This window comes from Halosegnis rubeus (assembly GCF_009184545.1).
Taxonomy (GTDB): domain Archaea; phylum Halobacteriota; class Halobacteria; order Halobacteriales; family Haloarculaceae; genus Halosegnis; species Halosegnis rubeus.
In genome coordinates, this window is the sequence record NZ_QJOW01000001.1 from 583,150 (window position 1) to 600,864 (window position 17,715).

A 17,715-nucleotide genomic window follows, 5' to 3' on the forward strand; every position below is an offset into this window, starting at 1 on the left:
GGCGAACCTCGGACGGGCCGACTCAAAACCGTGTCGTCACGGGAAGGCGTTGCCGACCGTCAGTCGTCGCTGGCGGCGGCGTCCATGTCGTCGGCGTCCGTCGGCGCGGAGTCCGAACCACGAAGCTCCGCGTCGCGCCAGCGACCGCGCTTGAACCACGCCAGCGCGAGCAGCGCACCGACCACGTTGGAGACGACGAAGCCCCACCAGATACCGGTCGGTCCCATCGCCGTGACCACCTGCGGGACGGTGAGGGTCACGCCGACGAGCGGAAGCGTGTAGACGCCGCCGACGCCGAGCGCCAGCCCCGCGGCCACCGGGAGCCGGATGAGTCCGAGGAAGGTGATGGTGATGACCGCCGAGACGAGGGTCTGGCCCGCGCCGCGGAACGCTCCCGTGTACGCGCGGACGACGCCGATGAAGCCAAACGTCAAGGCGACGTATCGGAGGAACTGTGCCCCCGTGGCGACGACCTGTTCGGTCCCCGGGTTCGACGGGTCGGTGAACACGCGGATAATCGGCTCGGGGAAGAGGAACACGAGGACGCCGACGGCACCGAGGATGAGGAAGGTGGCGACGGCGGCCACGTCGGCGGCCGTCTCGGCCCGGTCCGGCTTCCCGGCCCCGATGTTCTGTCCGGCCATCGTCTCGACGCCCCGAGCGACGGCGATCGCCGGCAGGAAGATGACCGAGAATACGCGCACGCCGATCCCGTAGCCGGAGACGACTTCCGTGGCGAAGGTACCGACGATGATGAGCAGGAGATTCACCGACAGCGACCGGCTCACGCCCTCGACGGAAGCGGGCACGCCGATGTTGAGAATCTCCCGCAGATAGCTCAGGTCGGGCTTCATGTCCGAGAGGCGTATTCGCACGCCCCGCTTACCGGAGAACATGATTCCGAACCCGGCGACCGTGGCGACGACTCGCGAGAAGACGGTGGCGTAGGCGGCTCCCTCGATGCCGAGCTCGGGGAAAAACACCCAGCCGTTGATGAGGAACGGGTCGATGACGACGTTGAGGATAACCGTCACCAGCATGACAAGCATCGGCGTCACCGTGTCGCCGTAGCCGCGCATCAGCGAGATGAAGATGAAGAAGCCGAACATCGCCGGCAGGCCGAGCGTGATGACTTTCATGTACTTCGTCGCCTCGACCAGCGTCGCCGGCGCGGCCCCGAAGATGGTCAACAGGTCGTCGACGATGAAGAAGCCGATGCCGCCGAGCAGCACCGAGACGACGAGCGCGAAGACGACCGTCTGTGAGGCGGCGTACTCGGCCTGTCGCTCGTCGCCCCGGCCGGTGTTTTGTGCGACGAGGACGCTCCCCGCCACCGAGATACCGAGCCCGAGCGAGATGAACAGAAACACCATCGGGAACGCGAACGAAACCGCGGCCAGCGCGGTGTTCGAGTACTGGCCCAGCCAGAACGTATCGGCGAGGTTGTACGCCGTCTGGAGCAGGTTCGTGATGACGATGGGGAGCGCGAGGAAGAAGAGGGGCTTCGCGACGCCTCCCTCCGTGAGTTCGAGGTCCTCCTTGCCGGGGAACAGCCCCATCAGACAGGCACCTCCGGCGTCTGCTCGCGTCCCAGCGTCACGTCGAGATACTGTTCGAACAGCCGGCGGGCCTCCGCCGGCCGCTCGTCGAGTGCGACCCGGCGGACGTGTGAACCGTTGATGGCCGTGGCGGCAAACCGGGCCGTGTCCTCGGGGTCGACCTCGCGGAACTGTCCCGCCTCGATACCGTCGCGGATGGTCTCCGCGAGGGTCTCCCGCATCCGGGCGTCCATCTCGACGAGGCGGTCGCGGTAGGTCTCGGAGTGTGGCGCTTGAGCCTTCATCGCGAGCAGAGCGATGGCGAAGCTACCGTCGCTCTCCTCTGCTGGGCCGAACAGCGCCTCGACGAAGGTGTCGAGTCGCTCGCACGGGTTGGCGGCCTCACACGCGAGCCGGGAGTCGAACCGCGCGATGGTCCAGTCGAGAAACGACTCCAACAGCTCCTCTTTCGTGTCGTAGTGGTAGTGGAGGGCCGCCTTCGATTTGTCCCACTCGTCGGCGATACGCTGCATTGTGAGGTCGGCGTAGCCGTGCTCGCACAGCGCGCGCGAGGTCGCGGCCATCACCGCCGCCTCCGTCTCGTCGTCCATCTACCCTAACTGACTAACTAGTCAGTCAAATAGATTGCGGAGCCGGAACGCTCAGCGCGGATGGGGACGGTGTGAGAAAGATTACGCGGCAGTGAGATGTCGCACGGTTACGTGACGGCGGAGGTACCGCGCAGTTACGCAGCAGCGGAGGTGTCGCGCGGTTACGCGGCAGCGGAGGTGTCGCGCGGTTACGCGGCAGCGGAGGTGTCGCGCGGTTACGCGGCAGCGTAGGCGGCGCTTCGCTGCTTGCGGGTGATGTAGCCGGCGATGCGGTTGCGGACGCCCTTCGACTCGACGTTCGTGACGGCGGTGACGACCTCCTTGTTGTGTTCGAAGTCGGTGCTGAACGCCTCGCCGTATCGTTCGATGAGCGCGCGGGCGAGCTTCTTGATGTAGGCCGGTTTGATAGGCATCTTACCCGTATTGACTCCTTACCCAGATAAAAAGCGTTCGACTCTCGACCTACTCGGTCAGCGTCTCGAAGCGTCGCCACGCCTCGCGGTCGCGGTCGCCACCGGCGCGTTCGACCACCGACTCGAAGAAGGCGATTCGCTCGCGGAGCGTCTCGTCGTCGTACCCCGGCACGCCGAGTCGGGAGGCCGCGACCGTCGCCTCCACCACCGCAGCATGCGCGCGCGACACCGTCGGGACCGACCGCTCGCGCACCTCGCTCGACTCGACGTGAAGCGCCCAGTCGACCCACTGAGTGGCGTCTTCCTCGCCCGCGGCCGTCTGTTCGACGCGGACCTCGGCCCACGCGCTCGCGGAGTCGAGTATCTGCTCGTCCTCCTCGCGGACCGAGCAGGCAGCCTCCACGAAGTCGACGGGGTCGCGCGTGAACTGGACGTAGCCGCGCCCGCGCTCGGTGAAGTTGCGCCACGTCCTGGTCCGGCCCCACGTCCGCGCCGTCGCCGGGTCGCCCGCATGGACGCCGAGTGCTGCCACGTTCCAGCGGTCGTTCGGCCCGCGGGTCGTCACGACCGTCTCAGCCACGCCGTCCCAGTCGACCGGCCACGCGGTCATACGGACAGCCCTCGTTCGAGGGCGACGTACAGCGCCCCGCAGGTGATGTCGGCCGTCGTCCCCGGATTAATTCCGCGGGCGACGAACTCCTCGGCCATCCGTTCGGGGTCCTCCTCCCCGTCGAGACAGGCCTGCGCCCGCCGGGTCGCCTCCCGAGCCGCCTCCGGTCCCGACTGCTGGCGGACGAACCCGTCCTCCTCCCCTGCGAGCAGTCGCAGGAACGCGCGGCTGGCACGGTCGAGCACGGAGCCGTCGCCGTCGAGGATGCGGTCGGCCTCCCGGAACGTCCGCGGGAAGCCGCGCGTCCACTCGGCGGCGTTGCCGTCTCCCTCGGAGCGGGCCATCACGTCGTACAGCGTCACGCCGTCGCGCTCGAGCGCCGGAATCGCGTCGCTCCCGCGTCTGGCGTCGAGATCGTCCAGCCCGGCCGGCGGGTCGGCCAGCGCCACGTCGACGTGCTCGAAGGCGCGATAGAAGCCCGCGGCGTCGGCCACCGTCGTCGTCTCACACACCTGACGCACGCCGTCGCACGTCAGGTCTCCCGCGCCCGCGGCCCGTACGAGCGGAACGAGCAGGAGGAGACAGCCGAACTGCGTGTTCCCTCCTTCCTGGTTTGCCATTCCGGCGACGGCGGTCTCGAACGCTTCGCCGACTGGCTCACCCGCGGCGGCCGCCCGAAGGCCGTCGCTCGCGCCGACCGCACCCGCGAGGAAGTGCTCGAACCGGAGGTCGTCGTGGTCGCGGCGGCGGTCCACGTTCCCCGGCTTGGGCGTGCCGGCGACTTCGAGCAGGAGCGCGAGTTCCGCCTGCTCGGCGTGGGTCCGACTCACGCGCGAGTCACCTCCGACAGGGCGTCGCGGACGCGCTCGAGCACGCGCGGGCTGTCGGACGGTCGCCCGACGCTCACGGCGTCGGCTCCGTAGTCGAGGTACTCGCGGACGGTCGCCCGGTCGCGCACGCCATTGTTCGCGACGAGAAAGAGGTCACAGGCGTCGGCGATGTCGGCGACGACCGACTCGGTGTCCATGCAGTCGACGTGAAGACAGTCCGCGCCGGCCGACTCAAGCTCGGAAGCGAGCGTCGGCAGGTCGACGCCGGTCTCGGCGCGAACCTTCGCCCCGACCGCCGCGCCCGCCTCGCTGGCGCAGCGGACGTACTCACAGAGCCGGTCCGTGTCTCGCAGGAGCGTCTCCCCGGCTCCGACCGCGCAGAGTTCATCCTGTCGGCAGTGGGCGTTTACCTCCAGTATCGCGTCGTGGTCGGCGGCGACGCCGGCCGCCTCGCGGAGCGGGGCGGTGCTCGTCGTCCGGACGTTCACGCCGGCACGGATGTCCACGTCCGCAAGCGCCGCGAGCTGGGCGTCGATGAACGCAGTCGGGTCCTCGGGGAGGAACTCCGACCGGTCGCGGGCCACCAGCTCTCGGGCGGCCTCGCGGGTCGGCTCGTCGAGCGAGACGCCACCCACGAAGCCACAGCCGGCCCACTCGCTTCCGAGTTTGGCCCACTCGGCGTCGGCCTCACCGGAGAGGGAGGCGAGGGCGAGCGGCGGCGTGAACATCAGGTCACCTCCCCGAGCGCGCGCTCGACGGCGCGGGCGACCCGGGCGCTGTCCTCGGGCGTGTCGAGCGTTGTGTCGGTCCGGACGACCGGGCGCGCGAGGTCGGTCCCGTCCTCGCTGTCGAGGACGAAGGCGTCGGCGAACTCGTACGCTGTGGCGACGCCGGCTGTCGACGGTTCGCGGCCCGTCGCGGCCATCAGCTTCCCGGCGGGTCCCGAAAAGACCTCGTCGCCGACGAACGGGGAGACGGCGACGACAGGCGTCGAACCGAGGTCGTCGCGGAACGACTCCATCGCGAGCATCGGTCCGAGCGACGTGACCGGATTCGACGGCCCGACGACGACCGGCTCGGCGAGTGCCTCCGTCACCTCGGGTGTCGGCTCGGCGTCGTCGGCACCGCGGAACTCAACCGTCTCGACGGCCGGCTCCCCGCTGTTTGCCACCCACCACTCCTGGAAGTGCTGTTCGCCGTCTGGCGTGTGGACGATGGTCGCGACGGGGTCGTCGCTCATCGGCAAAATCCTGCGCTCGACGCCGAGCGCCTCGCGCAACACGGCCGTCGCCTCCGTCAGGGTGTCCCCCTCGTCGAGTCGACCCGTCCGGGTGAGGTGGACGGCGCGGTCGCGGTCCCCGATGAGCATGAACTCGCCAACGCCGGAAAAGCGTCGCCAGCGCGCGAGTCGCCGACCGCTCGTCTGCGCCTCGGCGTCGAGATACCGGGGGTCGGTCCCGAGTCCGGCCCGCTCGGCGAACTCGTGGAGCGCGTCGTGCGTCTCGGTCGTCTCGTCGGCGAGCCCCCACCACGTCTCGGTGTCGAGTTCACCGGCGTCGGCAAACAGCTGTGTGTCGAGGTCCGGGCAGACGAGGTGTCCCGCCAGCTCGATGTCGTCGCCGGTGTTGGCGACCACGGTCGTCTCGGCGGGCGAAAACGTCGCCGCGGCCCCGTGGAGGAGCTTCGGCGTCCCCGTCCCGCCGGCGAGGAACGTTACCATACCCGTGTTCGTTCGCCCGGCGGCTTGTCGGTTTCGTCGTCGCACTCTCCCGCCGTTGGCAGCGTCCCCGCGCTGTTCCCGCCACTCGTCGGACGGGACTTTACGCTTACGACGGTTGTCAACTACCCCACCCTACTTCGCTCAGTCTGACGACTTCGCTCGTTGAGGGTGGGGCTTGTCCGTGAACTCGGTCTCGAACCCGTCCGGGTGGGCAGTAAATCCGCCACTCGGCGTCACCGTTCCAGACTTCAGGGCAAGCTGACTGTTGCCCGTCCGCCGAGACGACTGTTGGCCCCGACGGACGTACCGCATACCGATGTTTTTCGCCGCATTGTAGTCCGCGTTCGCTTCCGACTCGCACTTCTGACAGCAGAAATCGTTTCGATTCGGGCGATTCTCGTCGGCTGTGAAGCCACACTCGGCGCACCGTTTCGACGTGTACGCCGACCCGACTTGTTTCACCGAAACGCCGACCGCTTCGGCTTTGTACTCGACTTGTTCGTACAGCATTCGGAATGCCCACTTGTGGCCCCACGACGCACCCGTGCGGTCGCGGATGTCGGTCAAATCCTCGAACGCTATTACGTCGCACTCGTATCGGAGTGCTTCGTCTACGATGGCGTTCGACGCTTGGTGGAGTACGTCGCGGATATACCGGAGTTCGCGGCCACTCGACCGTTCGAGTGTTCGGTGGGCGCTTCGCGTCCCGGTCTGTTGGAGTCCGGCGCGTACCTTCTCGAACTCGCGGAGGTCGTGGGTTACCTCTCGTCCGCTAACGAAGGAGGCGGTGCTGGTGACGGCGAGGTTTTCGATACCGAGGTCAACCCCGAGGACCGTTCCGTCCTCGGCGGTGTTGCGCTCGGTATCGGTCTTGTGACGGCGGAAGCCGATGTGCAAGAAGTAGTTGCCATCACGGGCAGTGAGCGTGCTTTCCGTGACGCTCCACTCATCTGAGTCGAGGTACTGCCGTTGGTAGCCATCGTCGGCATCGGGAAGGGCAAGCGAACACCGGACCCGACTCTCCGTGGTGGAGAGAGAAACTGTGTCGTCATCGAACAGCGTCATTGTCCGGGTGTCGTACTTCACCGTGGGTGCGGTGAAAGTCGGCTTGCTGATCTTCTTGCCGTTGGACCGGCGTTCGAGACAGCCGGTGATAGCTTGTGCGGCTTGGTGGGTGGCGAGAATCGCGTGCTGACTCCCGAGGCCAGTTTGCTCACGCACGTCGTCGTAGGCGAGGGGCTGTACGTCGCTCTTGGCGTTGCACTTGCCCCACGCCATGTCGGTGGCGAGCTGGCAACCACGCTTCCACTCAGAGATGGTTTCCTCAAGCAACTCGCGTTGCTTACCATCTACTGAGAGTCGGGTGATTGCTGTCCGACGCACGTAGTCGTCTGCCACAGTTTCAATGTAGTACTATGGCTACTTATATATTGGTTTCTTTGACCTATCCGAACGCGCTCCTCCCCTCCCTACTCGCTCCCTACGGTCGCTCCTTGAGGAAGGGGACTCCGCGCTACCGCTCCAGTTGAAAACGTCGAGATGAGTCAACAGGAGGACGGAACTACCGAATCCGAACGGCCAAACGGCCCCCGCCCGACACGCCGGTATGAACGCCATCAAGGACTCCGTCCACGACTGGATTCCCCTCGATTCGGTCGCGACGGACCTACTCGACACGGCGGCCGTCCAGCGACTCCGCCATATCAAACAGCTCTCGACTGTCCGGCTCGTCTATCCGTCTGCCTCACACACCCGCTTCGAACACTCGCTCGGCGTCTACCACCTCGCCCGCACCGCCCTCGACTCGCTCGGCATCGACGACGAGCGCGCGAAGGCCGTCCGGGCGGCCGCACTCCTCCACGACGTGGGTCACGGCCCGTACGGCCACCAGACGGAGACGGTCATCAAGCGTCACACCGGGCGCGACCACGACGAACTCGGCGACCTGCTGTACGAGACCGAACTCGCTGGCGTGCTCGACCGCCACGACATCGACCCCGACCGCGTCGCGGCGCTCGTCCGCGGGGAGCGCCCCCTCGGCCAGATCGTCGCCGGCGAACTCGACGTGGACCGGATGGATTACCTGGTGCGGGACGCCCATCACACCGGCGTTCCGTACGGCACTATCGACCACGGTCGACTCGTGCGCGACCTCCGACTGCGCGACGACCGACTCGTCCTCGCGGAGGGGAACGTCCAGACCGCCGAGTCGCTCCTGTTGGCTCGGACGCTGATGGACGGAATCGTCTATCGCCATCACGTCTCGCGCATCGCGGGCGCGATGCTCGAACGCGCCTGTGAACGCCTGCTCGACACCGACACCGACATCGAGACGTTCGCGCGGATGGCCGACCACGACCTGCTCGTCGCCCTCCGTGAGGACGTGCCCGACCTCGGCGGTCGCATCGAACGCCGCGACCTCTACAAGCGCGCGGTGTGGGCCGGTCTCGACACGGTCCCCGACGCACTGACGGATCTCTCGCGGGCCGACGAGCGACGGGCCGCCCGCGAAATCGCTGACCGGGCCGGCGTCGACCGCGAACACGTCATCGTCGACGTGCCCTCGCGCCCGGAGCTGAAGGAGTCGCGCATCCGGGTCGTCGTCGGGGACGTGGTCCAGCGGCTCGAACAGGCCTCTGAGCTCGTGGCCGCGCTCAGGGCGACCCGGCGCGCGCAGTGGCGACTCGGCGTCTACGCGCCCGCAGCCGACCAGTCGGCCGTCCACACCGCCGCTCGAGACGTGCTCGGGTTGCCCTGACAACGCTCGCGGAAAGCGACGACACTTAGCCGTCGCAGGAAGAGAGACGAGCAACGACCGCTCTCGCTCCCGCATGCTCACCGACCAGCCTCTCACCGCCGCCCGCCTCGACGGAATCGCCCTCAAGCCCCACGAGCACGACCTCTCTCGCGCCGCGGACCTCGATACCGACCTGCTCAACGTCGACTACGAGGGGCGCGAGGTGTTCCCCGACGCCGACGCGCTCGCCCGACTCGCCGACGGCCGCGACCTCCGGGTGACGACGCCCGTGCGCGCCGACGGCTTCGACCCGCTTGGCGACGATTCGCTGCTCCCGCTCGCAGCGGGCGAACGCGTCCTCGTCGCCGGGAACCCGGCGTATCTCACCGACGCGGAGCGCGAACGCGCTGTCGCCCCTCGGCTCGGCGCAGCCCGCGAACAGGCTCCCGAGGCGTGGGTCGGGACGGAGGGCGTCGAGCGTATCGCGATGGCCGCTGGCGGCCCGCAGTACGAACTCCTCTCGCGAGGGACGCGCCGGGCGGTGCGCGCGCTCCGTGCGGCCGGCTTCGCGGCCGAAATCGCCCTCTACGCGCCGGTCGTCCTCACCGACGACGAGGACGCGCTGCTCGATGCGGTGGGGGGCTACGCCTCTCGCCGCGGCCCGGTCCGGCGCGCGCTCCCCGAGGACGCGGCCACCGACGCTGCCGCGACCGGCCGCGCCCGCGAAGTGCTCACCGACGCGATACCGGACTTCGCGCTCGTCGGCACGCCCGAGACCGTCGGCGAGCGCGTCACCGACCTGAAGGACGCCGGCGTCGACACCGTCGTCGGCTACCCCGCTCGCGGTCTCGACGTCGTCCTGGACCGATAGCGCGAAGTGACCGGCGACGAAGCCACGGGTATGCACGTCGCCGTCGTCGGTGGCGGCGCGGTCGGGGTCGCGCTCGCCCGTGACCTTGCGACCGACGCCACCGTCACACTTTATGAGGCTGACACCGTCGCCGCCGGCGCGACCGGGCGCGCCGCCGGTCTCTGCTATGACGCCTTCTCCGACCGCCGTGATGCCCGTCTCGCCCAGCGCGCGCTGTCTCGCTTTCGCGAAGCCGACGCGCTCACCGACTGCCCGTACGTCTGGCTCGCCCGCGACACCGGCGAGGACCGCGACGCCCGCCGCGCGAGCGAGATCCGCGAGCAGGCCGCGCTCGTGCGCGACCGCGGTGTCGACGTGACGACGCTCGACAGCGACGAACTCGGCGACCGATTTCCCGCCCTCGTCACGGACGATGTTGCCGTCGCGGCCGTCGCGGAGTCCGCAGGCTACGTCGACCCGGAACGGTACACGACGGAGATGGCCGCCCGCGCCCGCGAGCGCGGCGTCGACGTTCGCGAGCACACGCCGGTGCAGCTCACCGCCGACGGCGACGTTGCGACCGACGACGGCGTCGAGCAGTTCGATGCGGTCGTCGTCGCCGCGGGCGCACACACCCGCGCGGTAGTCTCGGCCGTCGCGCCGATTCCAGTCAAGCCCTACCGGGTGCAGGCGCTCGTGACCGAATCCGTCGACCGCGACATTCCGATGGTGTTCGACGCCTCCGGCGGCTACTATCTCCGCCCTCGCGATGGCGGTATCCTCGTCGGTGACGGCACGCTCCCGGAGGAACAGGAGCCCGACGACTGGAAGCGCGACGCCGACGCGTGGTTTCGGACCGACGCGACCGGGTATCAGGAGGCGGCACTCGGCGAGTCGTGGCCGGACGCACAGTCGTGGGCCGGGCTCTGTACCGCGACCCCGGACGGCGACCCGTTGGTCGGTGAACTCCGGTCGGGCGTGTACGTCGCGACCGGCTGGCAGGGCCACGGGTTCATGCGTGCGCCGGCAATCGCTGAGCGACTGACGGCGCAGGTGTTCGGCGAGGAGTGGTCGGCGTTCGACCCGACGCGCTTCGCTGGCGACGAGTCGTTCGAAATCGTCGAGGGAATGGACGTGGAACGGCGGTAGCTACTCCTCGCTGTCCGCGTGCTCGTCCGTCTCGTCGTTTTCTGTCGCCACTTTCGGCACCTCGACGTGGAGCGTGCCGGCGGCAGTCAGCGTCGCCTCGGCGGCCTCGGGGTTCACGTCGCCGCCGGGGAGTTCGGCGCGGCCTTCGAGCGTCAGCCCGCGGCCGGGGAACACCATCTCGAACTCCTCGCTCGCGTCGCGGAATCGGTCGAGTCGCACCTCGACGCCGCCGTCCTCGAAGCGCACCTGTACGTCCTCCATCTCGATGCCGGCCGCGTCGAAGACGACGAGATACGCGTCGTCGCTCTCCAGCACGTCCGCGACGAGCGGCCGCTCCTCCTGTACGCGCGAGGAGACCTGCCCCGCCCGCGAGAGCAGTTCCTTGCCGAGCGACTCGCCCATCTCCTGGATGTCGATATCCGGCCGGTCGCTCATGCGTCCAGTTCCTCCAGCCCGTCGGCGTGGCCACAGTACGGGCAGGTGAACGCCTCGACGCCTGTTCCGTCCGGCATGTCGTACGTGTAATGGAGATTGAACATGTCCAAATCGCAGTCGTCGCGGGTACAGACGACTTCTAGGGTTGCTGGCATACGCCGGCCTACGCCCGCTTGGCTCTTGAACGTCCCGGCCACTTCCGTTGCCAGTACGGTTTTCTCCGTCCCCCGAGAACGGCGACTGATGACAACAGCGCTGTTCGTCGTGAGCGAAGAAGGGTACTGGGGCGAAGAATGCGCAGAGCCGCTGACGACGCTCGAAGCGGCGGGCGTCGACGTGACCGTCGCGACGCCGTCGGGCGGGAAGCCGGTCGTCGACGAGCGGTCCGTCGACCCCGACAACGTCGGGGAGGACGCGGCCGCGTTCGCGATGGGCGTCCACAAGGACAACGAGGCGATGAACAGTTCCGTCCCGATTGCGACGGTCGAGGCCGACGACTACGACACCGTCGTCTTCCCCGGCGGCCACGGCACCGAGTGGGACGTGAACCAGGACCGCGACGCCCGGCGACTGCTCCGCGACACGGCAAACGGCACCGACGGCACGGCACTCGTCGTCTGTCACGCCGTCGGTATCCTCGCGTTCACCCGCACCGCCGACGGTGCGTTCCTCGTTGACGGGCGCAACGTCACCGGCTTCCCCAACGAGTGGGAGGAGGGTATCGTCGACGAGCACGACCGCATGCCAGACGGCCGCAAGCTCCCCTACTGGGTCGAAGACGAGGTGAAAGCCGCCGGCGGAAACTGGGACGCCGAACTCGACGCCGATACGTCCGTCACCGTGGACGGCGACCTGATCACGGCCCGCGGTCCCGGCTCCTCCGAGGCCGCCGGCGAGACGCTGCTTGCCGAGTTGGGTCTCGATTGACTACTCGTGGACGTGGCGAACGACTAACACGTCGTAGCTGTCGCTGCCGATGACGGGGAAGGCGACGGAGCCGACGGCGTTCATCTGGTGGCCGGCGTTCTCACTGCCGACCACGTCCGGGTCGAGGTCGCGGACCAGCCGACGGAGCCGCGACCCGATGGCTCCCGACGAGGCGTGGTGCCCGACGCGGAGTGGCTCGAACGACGCCGCGGATGCGAGCGACGCCGCCTCCTCGCGGGCACTGTCTGCGACGGTCTCCAGCTCGAAGGACTCGTTCTCGCCGAGCCATCCGCGCTTGCGGGCGAACGGTCGCCGTCCGGAATGGCCGTCGCGACGGTGATGTCGTCGGTGGCGTGTGCCATCGACCGCACCCGTCGGACCGCCTCCTCGCTGAGTCGCGTCCCGTCGAACGCAACGAAATAGTGCATACACGAGGTTAGGCCGGTCGAGAAATAAATCGTTGTCCAAGCGACAACTGTGGGGTTGGCGTCGAGAGAAAGTAGCGGGAAGTAGATTTGAACTACCGATCTCCGGGTTATGAGCCCGGCGGAATCTCCTGGCTATCCTATCCCGCTACCTCCTCGTATTCGAGGCGTTCGGATAAGGGTTGCCTTTCGTCACGCCGGATGGGGATTAGTGTCGTGTCACACGCCAGGTGAACAGACTCTCGGTCACGTAGTTGACGACCATCCCCGCACCGATTCCGGACACCTTCGCTGCGACGAACCACGCGTCCAGCCCGGCGACCGTGAGCGTGATGTCGGGCACGCGATACAACAGCCGGAACACGCCCAACTGGACGGCGATACCGCCGATACGGACGACGTTCGAGGTGGCGAGTCGGCGGAGTGTCGCCCGCAGGCCGGCCGCACCCTCCTCCGCGAACGTGAACCGGTCGTTGAGGAGGAACATCACGACGATGGCAACCTCGATGCCGGCGAAGACCGCGAGTTCGGGGTAGACGCCCAGCTCCCGGAGGACGGTCGCAGTCGTGATGTCGAAGCCGGCTCCGACGACCCCGACGGAGAGGAACTGGCCGATGCGGTCGCGCGCGACGAGCGCTCGGAGCTGTTGGCGGTTCACTGTTCCTCGCGTTCGACCAGCGCGACCGGCTCCTCGCGCCCGGTGGCGAGCGCGTCGTGGAGCCGGCTGTTCGTGACGCGTTTCGCCCGGTGGCGCGCCGCGACCAGCGCCCGACCCATGTCCACGGCAGTCCGGAGCGGGTCGACCGTCGACCCGGGGGCGTCTTCCCACTCGATTGGAACCTCCCGAACGTCGTAACCGAGCGCGGCTGTCATCGCGACGAGTTCGATATCCCACGCGAAGCCCGGCTCGTAGAGGTGGTCGCGCACGTCCGTCCACGCCTCGGCGGTAATCGCCTTCGCGCCACACTGGTAATCATAGAGGTCGGCCGCGAGGAGTCGACGGGCGACCCACGCGAAGCCGTCGCCGAGGAAGCGCCGGGCGACGGTCTGGTGACCGACGACGTTCGAGCCGGGGTGGCGACGCGAGCCGACGGCGAGCCCGTCACCGACACGCGCGATGATTTCCTCGGCGGCGTGAGCCGGCGTGGAGCCGTCGGCGTCGAGAAAACAGCGCACGTCGGTGTCGAGCGACTCGAAGCCGGCCGTGACGGCCGCGCCCTTGCCGCGGCGGTAGGGGACGGTGTGTAGCTCCACGCCGAGGTTGGCGACGGCAGAGCGCGTCCGCTCGTCGGGAGCGTCGAGTTCGACGCTGATGGTCTCGGGCGCGAGTGTCTCCTGGAGGGTGTCGACGTAGCGCGCGAGCCGGTCAGTGTCGGGGTCGTACGCGGGGAGTACGATTCCCAGCGACCGGTGCATGGCGGCCACTCGCACAGGGGAGAGCAAAAGCGGTTCGATGGTGACTCCACAAGACGTATTCCGGCCGAGTCTGAGGTGCCGGTAATGGAGTACGGTCTCGTCCTCGTGTGGGGGTTCGCGTATCTCGTCCTCGGGGCAATCGCGCTCCCGCTCGCGGCCCGGCTGTTCGGCTCGACGGCCCGTGGTGCCGGTTTCACGCTCCCGCTCGTGTTCGCCGCGCTCGGACTCGGCGGCTTCCTCCTCGGGACGATACCCGGGCTGTTCGGTCTCCCCGCCGCCGTCGTCGTCGTCGCCGGTCTCGCGGCCGCGAGCTACCGGTTCGGAGCCGAGGTCGACCTCCGGGCCGCGGCCGGTCCAGCCGTCGTCTTCCTGCTCGGCTTCGCGTTCGTCGTCCTGCTTCGTGCCTTCGACCCCGGCGTCGCGCCGCTGGGCGGCGAGAAGTTTCTCGATTTCGGGCTGCTCCGCTCGCTGCTCCGCACCGACACGCTTCCGCCCGAGGATATGTGGTTTGCGAACGAGCCGATACAGTACTACTACGGCGGCCACGTCATCGCCGCCCTGCTGACGGAACTGCTCTCGACTGCACCCCGCTACGCCTACAACCTCGCGCTCGCGGGGTTTTACGGGACAGCGGTCTCGACCGTCTACGGACTCGCCGCGATGGTCGCAGACGACGCCGGCTACTCGCCCGTCGCCGCCGGCGCGCTCTCTGCGTTCTTCCTCGGTATCGCGTCGAATCTCTACACGGCCACGCAGTTCGTCGGCTGGCTGCTCCCGGACGGGCTGGCCCGCACCCTCGCGACTGGCCTCGGACTCGGGTCACAGGCGGTATCGGAGTTCGTCGCGTGGTCGCCCGGCGACTTCTACTACTGGTCCGCCTCGCGGCTCATCGACGGCGCAATCACGGAGTTCCCGCTGTTCGCGTACCTGAACGGCGACCTCCACGCGCACATGATGGACGTGCCGCTTCTCCTGCTCGTCGCGGGGCTGTTGTACGCCTACTGGCGGACGCCGGCCGAGGAGCTGCGTCGTCGCCGGCTGCTCGGTCTCGGTCTCGTTCCGCCGATAGCCGGCTACATCGGCGTCGTGAACACGTGGTCGCTCCCGACGGCGGCGCTCGGGCTGCCGTTCCTCGTGTACGCGCTCGCGCCCGCAGCCCCGCGCTCGCTCCTGACCGGCGCTGTCCCGGAACAGCCCGCAGAGACGGACGCCCGACTCCGTGCCGAGGGAGTGCGGTTCGGAGCCGCACTGCTGCTCGCGGGCGCGACGACGCTCCTGGCGCTCGCGTGGACCGCGCCCTTCTGGCTGGGGAGCGCCTCCAGCCGACCGATTGGCTTCCTGCCGGACCGCACCGGAGTCGGCGAACTCCTGCTCGTCCACGGTGGCTTCCTCGCCGCCTTCGTCGCCTACTATCTCACGCGGGGACGAGACCTTGACAGCCGACGCTCCCGGGCTGCCGTCGCCGGAACGCTCGTGCTCGTCGCTGTCGGCGTCGCTGTCGGCGCGCCGGCGCTCGCGCTCGTTGCCCCGCTCGTGCTCGGTGGGTGGCTCCTGTTGCGCACGGAGTCGGCCGGCTACGAGACACTGCTCGTCGTCGCGGGCGCGGGAATCGTCGTCCTCGTCGAGTTCGTCTACATCGCCGAGCCGCAGTCCCCCGACTCGCGGCTCAACACGGTGTTCAAGCTCTACGCGCAGGTGTGGGCGCTGTGGGCACCCGCCGCGGGGCTCGCGCTCGTTCGGCTTGCCGGTCTCGTTCGCGAGCGCGCGAGCGTCCCGACGCCCGGCCGACGGACGGCAATCGCCGGGCGCGTCCTGCTCGTCGTCCTCGTCGTCACGACCGGACTGTACGGCGCGCTCGCGGTTCCGTCCCATCTCGACGCGGCGAGTCCGACGGCGAACGAGCGCGGGCCGACACTGGACGCGACGGCGTTCGTCGAGATTCGCCACGCCGAAGAAGCGCCCGCCATCGAGTACATCAGTCGGCTTGAGGGCCAACCGACCATCGTGACGGCCGCGCCCGCGGGCTACCGGTGGAACCCGTCGGACGGTAACGGCGCGAGCGCACCGGCGAGTCTCACTGGCGTCCCGACCGTCGCGGGCTGGTACCACGAGCGCCAGTACCGCTCGCCCGAGGCGTACGAACAGCGCGTCACCGACGTGTTGGATATCTACACCGGCGAGCCGGCGACACAGCAGCGACTCATCGAACAGTACGACGTGCGCTACATCTACGTCGGCCCGACGGAACGGGCAAAATACGGCGATATCACGGTCAGTGCGCTCGATTCGGTCGAGCAAATCGAACGCGGTGACGTGACGATCTACCGGGTCACGTCAGGAGAATAGCCGGCGCTTGACGAGGTCCGGGAGGAGCGCGACGAGCCACGCGACGACGCGCCAGCGCTTCGTCACGTAGGCGTGGCGCTTCCCCCTGCGTGCGGCCGCGACGATCTGGTCGGCCGCCGTCTCCGGCGAGCAGAGCCACAGGTCACCCCCCGCGAGGTCGGTGTCGACGAAGCCGGGCTCGATGGTGGTGACGCCGATGTCGGCGTCGAGATGCTGGACGCGGTAGCGAAGCCCGTCACAGTAGCGCGAGACGTACGCCTTCGAGGCGTGATAGGAGGCGGCGTTCCCGTCTGCCATGTGGGCCGCAAGCGAGGAGATGCCGACGAGTCGGCCGTCGCCCTGCCGCTCGAACTGGCGACTCGCGGCGACGGCGAGTGCGGTGAACCCGAGCACGTTCGTCTCGACGGTCTGTCGTTCGCGCTCCCAGTCGAGCGACCGGTTCTCGTAGCCGACGCCGGCGTTCAGGAAGACGAGGTCGACGTGGCCCATCGCCTCGACGAGGTCGAAGAAACCCTCGCGTGCGTCTTCGGCGTCGGTCACGTCGAGCTTCGCGACGTACGCCTTCGTCGGGAGCTCGTTGCCGATGTCGACGAGCCGTCCGCGCCGGCGGGCACAGAGACCGACCTCGTACCCGTCGGCGGCGAGTCGGCGAGCGAGCGCCTCGCCGATACCGCTCGACGCGCCGACGACGACGGCCCGGCGCGGCTCGCTGCTCACGGATTAGACCGCGAGTGCGTCCTTCGCTTTGATGACCTCGACGGCATCGGCGTCGACGGTCTCCACGTCCAGGTGCATCGGGACGAAGTCGCGACGCTCGAAGTCTTCCAGCTCTGTCTCGGCACCGACGGTACACCACAGTTGCACCTCGTCGGGACCGTGCCAGTCGCCGTTGCGCGTCACGGAAAAGCAGTACAGCTCCTCACCGTCCAGCTCGATAATCGCGCCCTTCCGGATGCCCGGGTCGCCGTGAATGATGAGACGTTTCATATCTACGTATTGGCGAATGGCGTAGTAAACACTTCGGAGCTATACCCGAACGAGTCGCTTCGAGGTAGGTGACCGACGCGGCGATACCCAGCCCGACCGCGGGACGCAGTCGCCGACGGCTCACCGCCCGCGCCGCCGGCTACCCACCGAATCACACGGCTTTTAACGTGGGCTGTGTTAGGTGGGGCAACAACAATGCAGATGCCACGCCGATTCAACACGTACTGCCCGCACTGTAACGCCCACCACGAACACGAGGTGGAGAAAGTCCGCACCGGGCGCTCCTCGGGGATGACCCACGACCAGCGGAAGACCCGACGCGGCCGCTCCGTCATCGGCAACGCCGGTCGGTTCTCGAAGGTTCCCGGCGGGGACAAGCCCACCAAGAAGACGAACCTCAAGTACCGCTGTGCCGACTGCGGCAAGGCCCACCTGCGCGAGGGATGGCGCGCCGGACGACTGGAGTTCCAGGAATAATGGCCGGGAGCTTCATCACCGTCGCCTGTCCGGACTGTGAGAACGAACAGATAGTCTTCGAGAAGCCCTCGAATGAGGTCTCGTGTGCCGTCTGTGGCCACACGCTCGTGACGCCGACCGGCGGCATCGGTGCCGTCGAAGGCGAGGTCGTCGATGTCGTCGAGGACCGCACGACCGACCCGCTCGCGTAACGCCCGGCGTCTGCTTCATCACGAACCGTTTATCCACTCCACCCCGCTATCCG

22 protein-coding genes and 1 tRNA gene are annotated in these 17,715 nt (G+C 68.3%); 7 read left to right on the plus strand and 16 right to left on the minus strand.

Annotated features, from left to right (window positions below; translation table 11 throughout):
- Positions 1–59: 59 nt before the first annotated feature.
- The 8 genes from DMP03_RS03080 to DMP03_RS03115 all read right to left on the minus strand — a co-directional run bounded on the left by DMP03_RS03080 (position 60) and on the right by DMP03_RS03115 (position 7,120).
- The gene (locus tag DMP03_RS03080) at positions 60–1,559 is read right to left on the minus strand and encodes an MATE family efflux transporter (RefSeq protein WP_152119246.1); all 1,500 of its coding nucleotides are present in this window, start codon (positions 1,557–1,559) and stop codon (positions 60–62) included.
- Complete coding sequence (locus tag DMP03_RS03085; RefSeq protein ID WP_152119247.1) at positions 1,559–2,149, minus strand: TetR/AcrR family transcriptional regulator; 591 nt, start codon at positions 2,147–2,149, stop codon at positions 1,559–1,561. Before DMP03_RS03085 ends, DMP03_RS03080 begins: the two co-directional genes overlap by 1 nt.
- Positions 2,150–2,364: 215 nt before the next feature.
- The gene (locus DMP03_RS03090) at positions 2,365–2,562 is read right to left on the minus strand and encodes a 30S ribosomal protein S17e (protein ID WP_152119248.1); all 198 of its coding nucleotides are present in this window, start codon (positions 2,560–2,562) and stop codon (positions 2,365–2,367) included.
- 49 nt (positions 2,563–2,611) lie between these two features.
- Positions 2,612–3,172, minus strand: a complete 561-nt coding sequence (locus tag DMP03_RS03095; RefSeq protein ID WP_152119249.1) for a DUF447 domain-containing protein — start codon at positions 3,170–3,172, stop codon at positions 2,612–2,614.
- A complete protein-coding gene (locus DMP03_RS03100; RefSeq protein ID WP_152119250.1) occupies positions 3,169–4,002 on the minus strand; it encodes a triphosphoribosyl-dephospho-CoA synthase in 834 nt (277 codons plus the stop codon). Before DMP03_RS03100 ends, DMP03_RS03095 begins: the two co-directional genes overlap by 4 nt.
- Positions 3,999–4,730, minus strand: a complete 732-nt coding sequence (locus DMP03_RS03105; RefSeq protein ID WP_152119251.1) for a tRNA-dihydrouridine synthase — start codon at positions 4,728–4,730, stop codon at positions 3,999–4,001. Before DMP03_RS03105 ends, DMP03_RS03100 begins: the two co-directional genes overlap by 4 nt.
- A complete protein-coding gene (cofD, locus tag DMP03_RS03110; RefSeq protein ID WP_152119252.1) occupies positions 4,730–5,722 on the minus strand; it encodes a 2-phospho-L-lactate transferase in 993 nt (330 codons plus the stop codon). Before cofD ends, DMP03_RS03105 begins: the two co-directional genes overlap by 1 nt.
- Before the next feature lie 141 nt (positions 5,723–5,863).
- The gene (locus DMP03_RS03115) at positions 5,864–7,120 is read right to left on the minus strand and encodes an RNA-guided endonuclease InsQ/TnpB family protein (RefSeq protein ID WP_152119253.1); all 1,257 of its coding nucleotides are present in this window, start codon (positions 7,118–7,120) and stop codon (positions 5,864–5,866) included.
- 208 nt (positions 7,121–7,328) lie between these two features.
- On the opposite strand from DMP03_RS03115, the gene DMP03_RS03120 reads away from it, so the two are divergent.
- The 3 genes from DMP03_RS03120 to DMP03_RS03130 all read left to right on the plus strand — a co-directional run bounded on the left by DMP03_RS03120 (position 7,329) and on the right by DMP03_RS03130 (position 10,458).
- Complete coding sequence (locus DMP03_RS03120; RefSeq protein WP_152119254.1) at positions 7,329–8,480, plus strand: HD domain-containing protein; 1,152 nt, start codon at positions 7,329–7,331, stop codon at positions 8,478–8,480.
- A 73-nt stretch (positions 8,481–8,553) separates the two neighbouring features.
- On the plus strand, positions 8,554–9,330 hold the full coding sequence (locus DMP03_RS03125; protein WP_152119255.1) for a DUF7388 family protein: 777 nt from the start codon (positions 8,554–8,556) through the stop codon (positions 9,328–9,330).
- A gap of 30 nt (positions 9,331–9,360) precedes the next feature.
- Positions 9,361–10,458, plus strand: coding sequence for an NAD(P)/FAD-dependent oxidoreductase (locus tag DMP03_RS03130; RefSeq protein ID WP_152119256.1), 1,098 nt, complete (start codon positions 9,361–9,363; stop codon positions 10,456–10,458).
- On the opposite strand, the gene DMP03_RS03135 is transcribed toward DMP03_RS03130, so the two are convergent.
- Together DMP03_RS03135 and DMP03_RS14170 are read right to left on the minus strand one after the other, a co-directional pair.
- On the minus strand, positions 10,459–10,893 hold the full coding sequence (locus DMP03_RS03135) for an Hsp20 family protein (RefSeq protein ID WP_152119257.1): 435 nt from the start codon (positions 10,891–10,893) through the stop codon (positions 10,459–10,461).
- On the minus strand, positions 10,890–11,048 hold the full coding sequence (locus tag DMP03_RS14170; RefSeq protein WP_172967056.1) for a DUF7559 family protein: 159 nt from the start codon (positions 11,046–11,048) through the stop codon (positions 10,890–10,892). The genes DMP03_RS03135 and DMP03_RS14170 overlap by 4 nt, the downstream gene beginning before the upstream one ends.
- An 88-nt stretch (positions 11,049–11,136) precedes the next feature.
- Here DMP03_RS14170 and DMP03_RS03140 point away from each other — a divergent pair, with 88 nt between their 5' ends.
- Positions 11,137–11,820 carry a type 1 glutamine amidotransferase domain-containing protein gene (locus DMP03_RS03140; protein WP_152119258.1) on the plus strand — a complete coding sequence of 228 codons (684 nt, stop codon included), beginning with the start codon at positions 11,137–11,139 and terminating at the stop codon, positions 11,818–11,820.
- Here DMP03_RS03140 and DMP03_RS03145 read toward each other — a convergent pair whose 3' ends face one another.
- The 4 genes from DMP03_RS03145 to DMP03_RS03160 all read right to left on the minus strand — a co-directional run bounded on the left by DMP03_RS03145 (position 11,821) and on the right by DMP03_RS03160 (position 13,661).
- On the minus strand, positions 11,821–12,288 hold the full coding sequence (locus DMP03_RS03145) for a hypothetical protein (protein ID WP_152119259.1): 468 nt from the start codon (positions 12,286–12,288) through the stop codon (positions 11,821–11,823).
- Positions 12,289–12,320: 32 nt separating this feature from the next.
- Positions 12,321–12,395: transfer RNA gene (locus DMP03_RS03150), tRNA-Met, on the minus strand.
- Between the two features lie 58 nt (positions 12,396–12,453).
- Entirely contained in the window at positions 12,454–12,903 is a 450-nt protein-coding gene (locus tag DMP03_RS03155) for a GtrA family protein (RefSeq protein WP_152119260.1), read from the minus strand.
- Positions 12,900–13,661, minus strand: coding sequence for a glycosyltransferase (locus DMP03_RS03160; RefSeq protein WP_152119261.1), 762 nt, complete (start codon positions 13,659–13,661; stop codon positions 12,900–12,902). The genes DMP03_RS03155 and DMP03_RS03160 overlap by 4 nt, the downstream gene beginning before the upstream one ends.
- An 84-nt stretch (positions 13,662–13,745) precedes the next feature.
- Between DMP03_RS03160 and DMP03_RS03165 the strand changes: the two genes are divergently transcribed.
- A complete protein-coding gene (locus tag DMP03_RS03165; RefSeq protein WP_152119262.1) occupies positions 13,746–16,007 on the plus strand; it encodes a DUF2298 domain-containing protein in 2,262 nt (753 codons plus the stop codon).
- Here the strand turns inward: DMP03_RS03165 and DMP03_RS03170 are convergent.
- Together DMP03_RS03170 and DMP03_RS03175 are read right to left on the minus strand one after the other, a co-directional pair.
- Positions 15,996–16,724, minus strand: coding sequence for an SDR family NAD(P)-dependent oxidoreductase (locus DMP03_RS03170; RefSeq protein ID WP_152119263.1), 729 nt, complete (start codon positions 16,722–16,724; stop codon positions 15,996–15,998). The two genes, DMP03_RS03165 and DMP03_RS03170, sit on opposite strands and share 12 nt — an antisense overlap.
- 3 nt (positions 16,725–16,727) lie before the next feature.
- Positions 16,728–16,994, minus strand: coding sequence for an HAH_0734 family protein (locus tag DMP03_RS03175; RefSeq protein ID WP_152119264.1), 267 nt, complete (start codon positions 16,992–16,994; stop codon positions 16,728–16,730).
- A gap of 195 nt (positions 16,995–17,189) precedes the next feature.
- Here DMP03_RS03175 and DMP03_RS03180 point away from each other — a divergent pair, with 195 nt between their 5' ends.
- Together DMP03_RS03180 and DMP03_RS03185 are read left to right on the plus strand one after the other, a co-directional pair.
- Positions 17,190–17,471, plus strand: a complete 282-nt coding sequence (locus DMP03_RS03180) for a 50S ribosomal protein L44e (protein ID WP_152119265.1) — start codon at positions 17,190–17,192, stop codon at positions 17,469–17,471.
- Positions 17,471–17,662, plus strand: a complete 192-nt coding sequence (locus DMP03_RS03185; protein ID WP_152119266.1) for a 30S ribosomal protein S27e — start codon at positions 17,471–17,473, stop codon at positions 17,660–17,662. Before DMP03_RS03180 ends, DMP03_RS03185 begins: the two co-directional genes overlap by 1 nt.
- Positions 17,663–17,715: the final 53 nt, after the last annotated feature.

Bases quoted from the DNA above. Each gene is read 5' to 3' on its own strand.
- DMP03_RS03080 (WP_152119246.1), bottom strand. From the start codon at position 1,559: ATGGGGCTGTTCCCCGGCAAGGAGGACCTCGAACTCACGGAGGGAGGC.
- DMP03_RS03085 (WP_152119247.1), bottom strand. From the start codon at position 2,149: ATGGACGACGAGACGGAGGCGGCGGTGATGGCCGCGACCTCGCGCGCG.
- DMP03_RS03090 (WP_152119248.1), bottom strand. From the start codon at position 2,562: ATGCCTATCAAACCGGCCTACATCAAGAAGCTCGCCCGCGCGCTCATC.
- DMP03_RS03095 (WP_152119249.1), bottom strand. From the start codon at position 3,172: ATGACCGCGTGGCCGGTCGACTGGGACGGCGTGGCTGAGACGGTCGTG.
- DMP03_RS03105 (WP_152119251.1), bottom strand. From the start codon at position 4,730: ATGTTCACGCCGCCGCTCGCCCTCGCCTCCCTCTCCGGTGAGGCCGAC.
- cofD (WP_152119252.1), bottom strand. From the start codon at position 5,722: ATGGTAACGTTCCTCGCCGGCGGGACGGGGACGCCGAAGCTCCTCCAC.
- DMP03_RS03120 (WP_152119254.1), top strand. From the start codon at position 7,329: ATGAACGCCATCAAGGACTCCGTCCACGACTGGATTCCCCTCGATTCG.
- DMP03_RS03125 (WP_152119255.1), top strand. From the start codon at position 8,554: ATGCTCACCGACCAGCCTCTCACCGCCGCCCGCCTCGACGGAATCGCC.
- DMP03_RS03130 (WP_152119256.1), top strand. From the start codon at position 9,361: ATGCACGTCGCCGTCGTCGGTGGCGGCGCGGTCGGGGTCGCGCTCGCC.
- DMP03_RS03135 (WP_152119257.1), bottom strand. From the start codon at position 10,893: ATGAGCGACCGGCCGGATATCGACATCCAGGAGATGGGCGAGTCGCTC.
- DMP03_RS14170 (WP_172967056.1), bottom strand. From the start codon at position 11,048: ATGCCAGCAACCCTAGAAGTCGTCTGTACCCGCGACGACTGCGATTTG.
- DMP03_RS03140 (WP_152119258.1), top strand. From the start codon at position 11,137: ATGACAACAGCGCTGTTCGTCGTGAGCGAAGAAGGGTACTGGGGCGAA.
- DMP03_RS03160 (WP_152119261.1), bottom strand. From the start codon at position 13,661: ATGCACCGGTCGCTGGGAATCGTACTCCCCGCGTACGACCCCGACACT.
- DMP03_RS03165 (WP_152119262.1), top strand. From the start codon at position 13,746: ATGGAGTACGGTCTCGTCCTCGTGTGGGGGTTCGCGTATCTCGTCCTC.
- DMP03_RS03175 (WP_152119264.1), bottom strand. From the start codon at position 16,994: ATGAAACGTCTCATCATTCACGGCGACCCGGGCATCCGGAAGGGCGCG.
- DMP03_RS03180 (WP_152119265.1), top strand. From the start codon at position 17,190: ATGCAGATGCCACGCCGATTCAACACGTACTGCCCGCACTGTAACGCC.
- DMP03_RS03185 (WP_152119266.1), top strand. From the start codon at position 17,471: ATGGCCGGGAGCTTCATCACCGTCGCCTGTCCGGACTGTGAGAACGAA.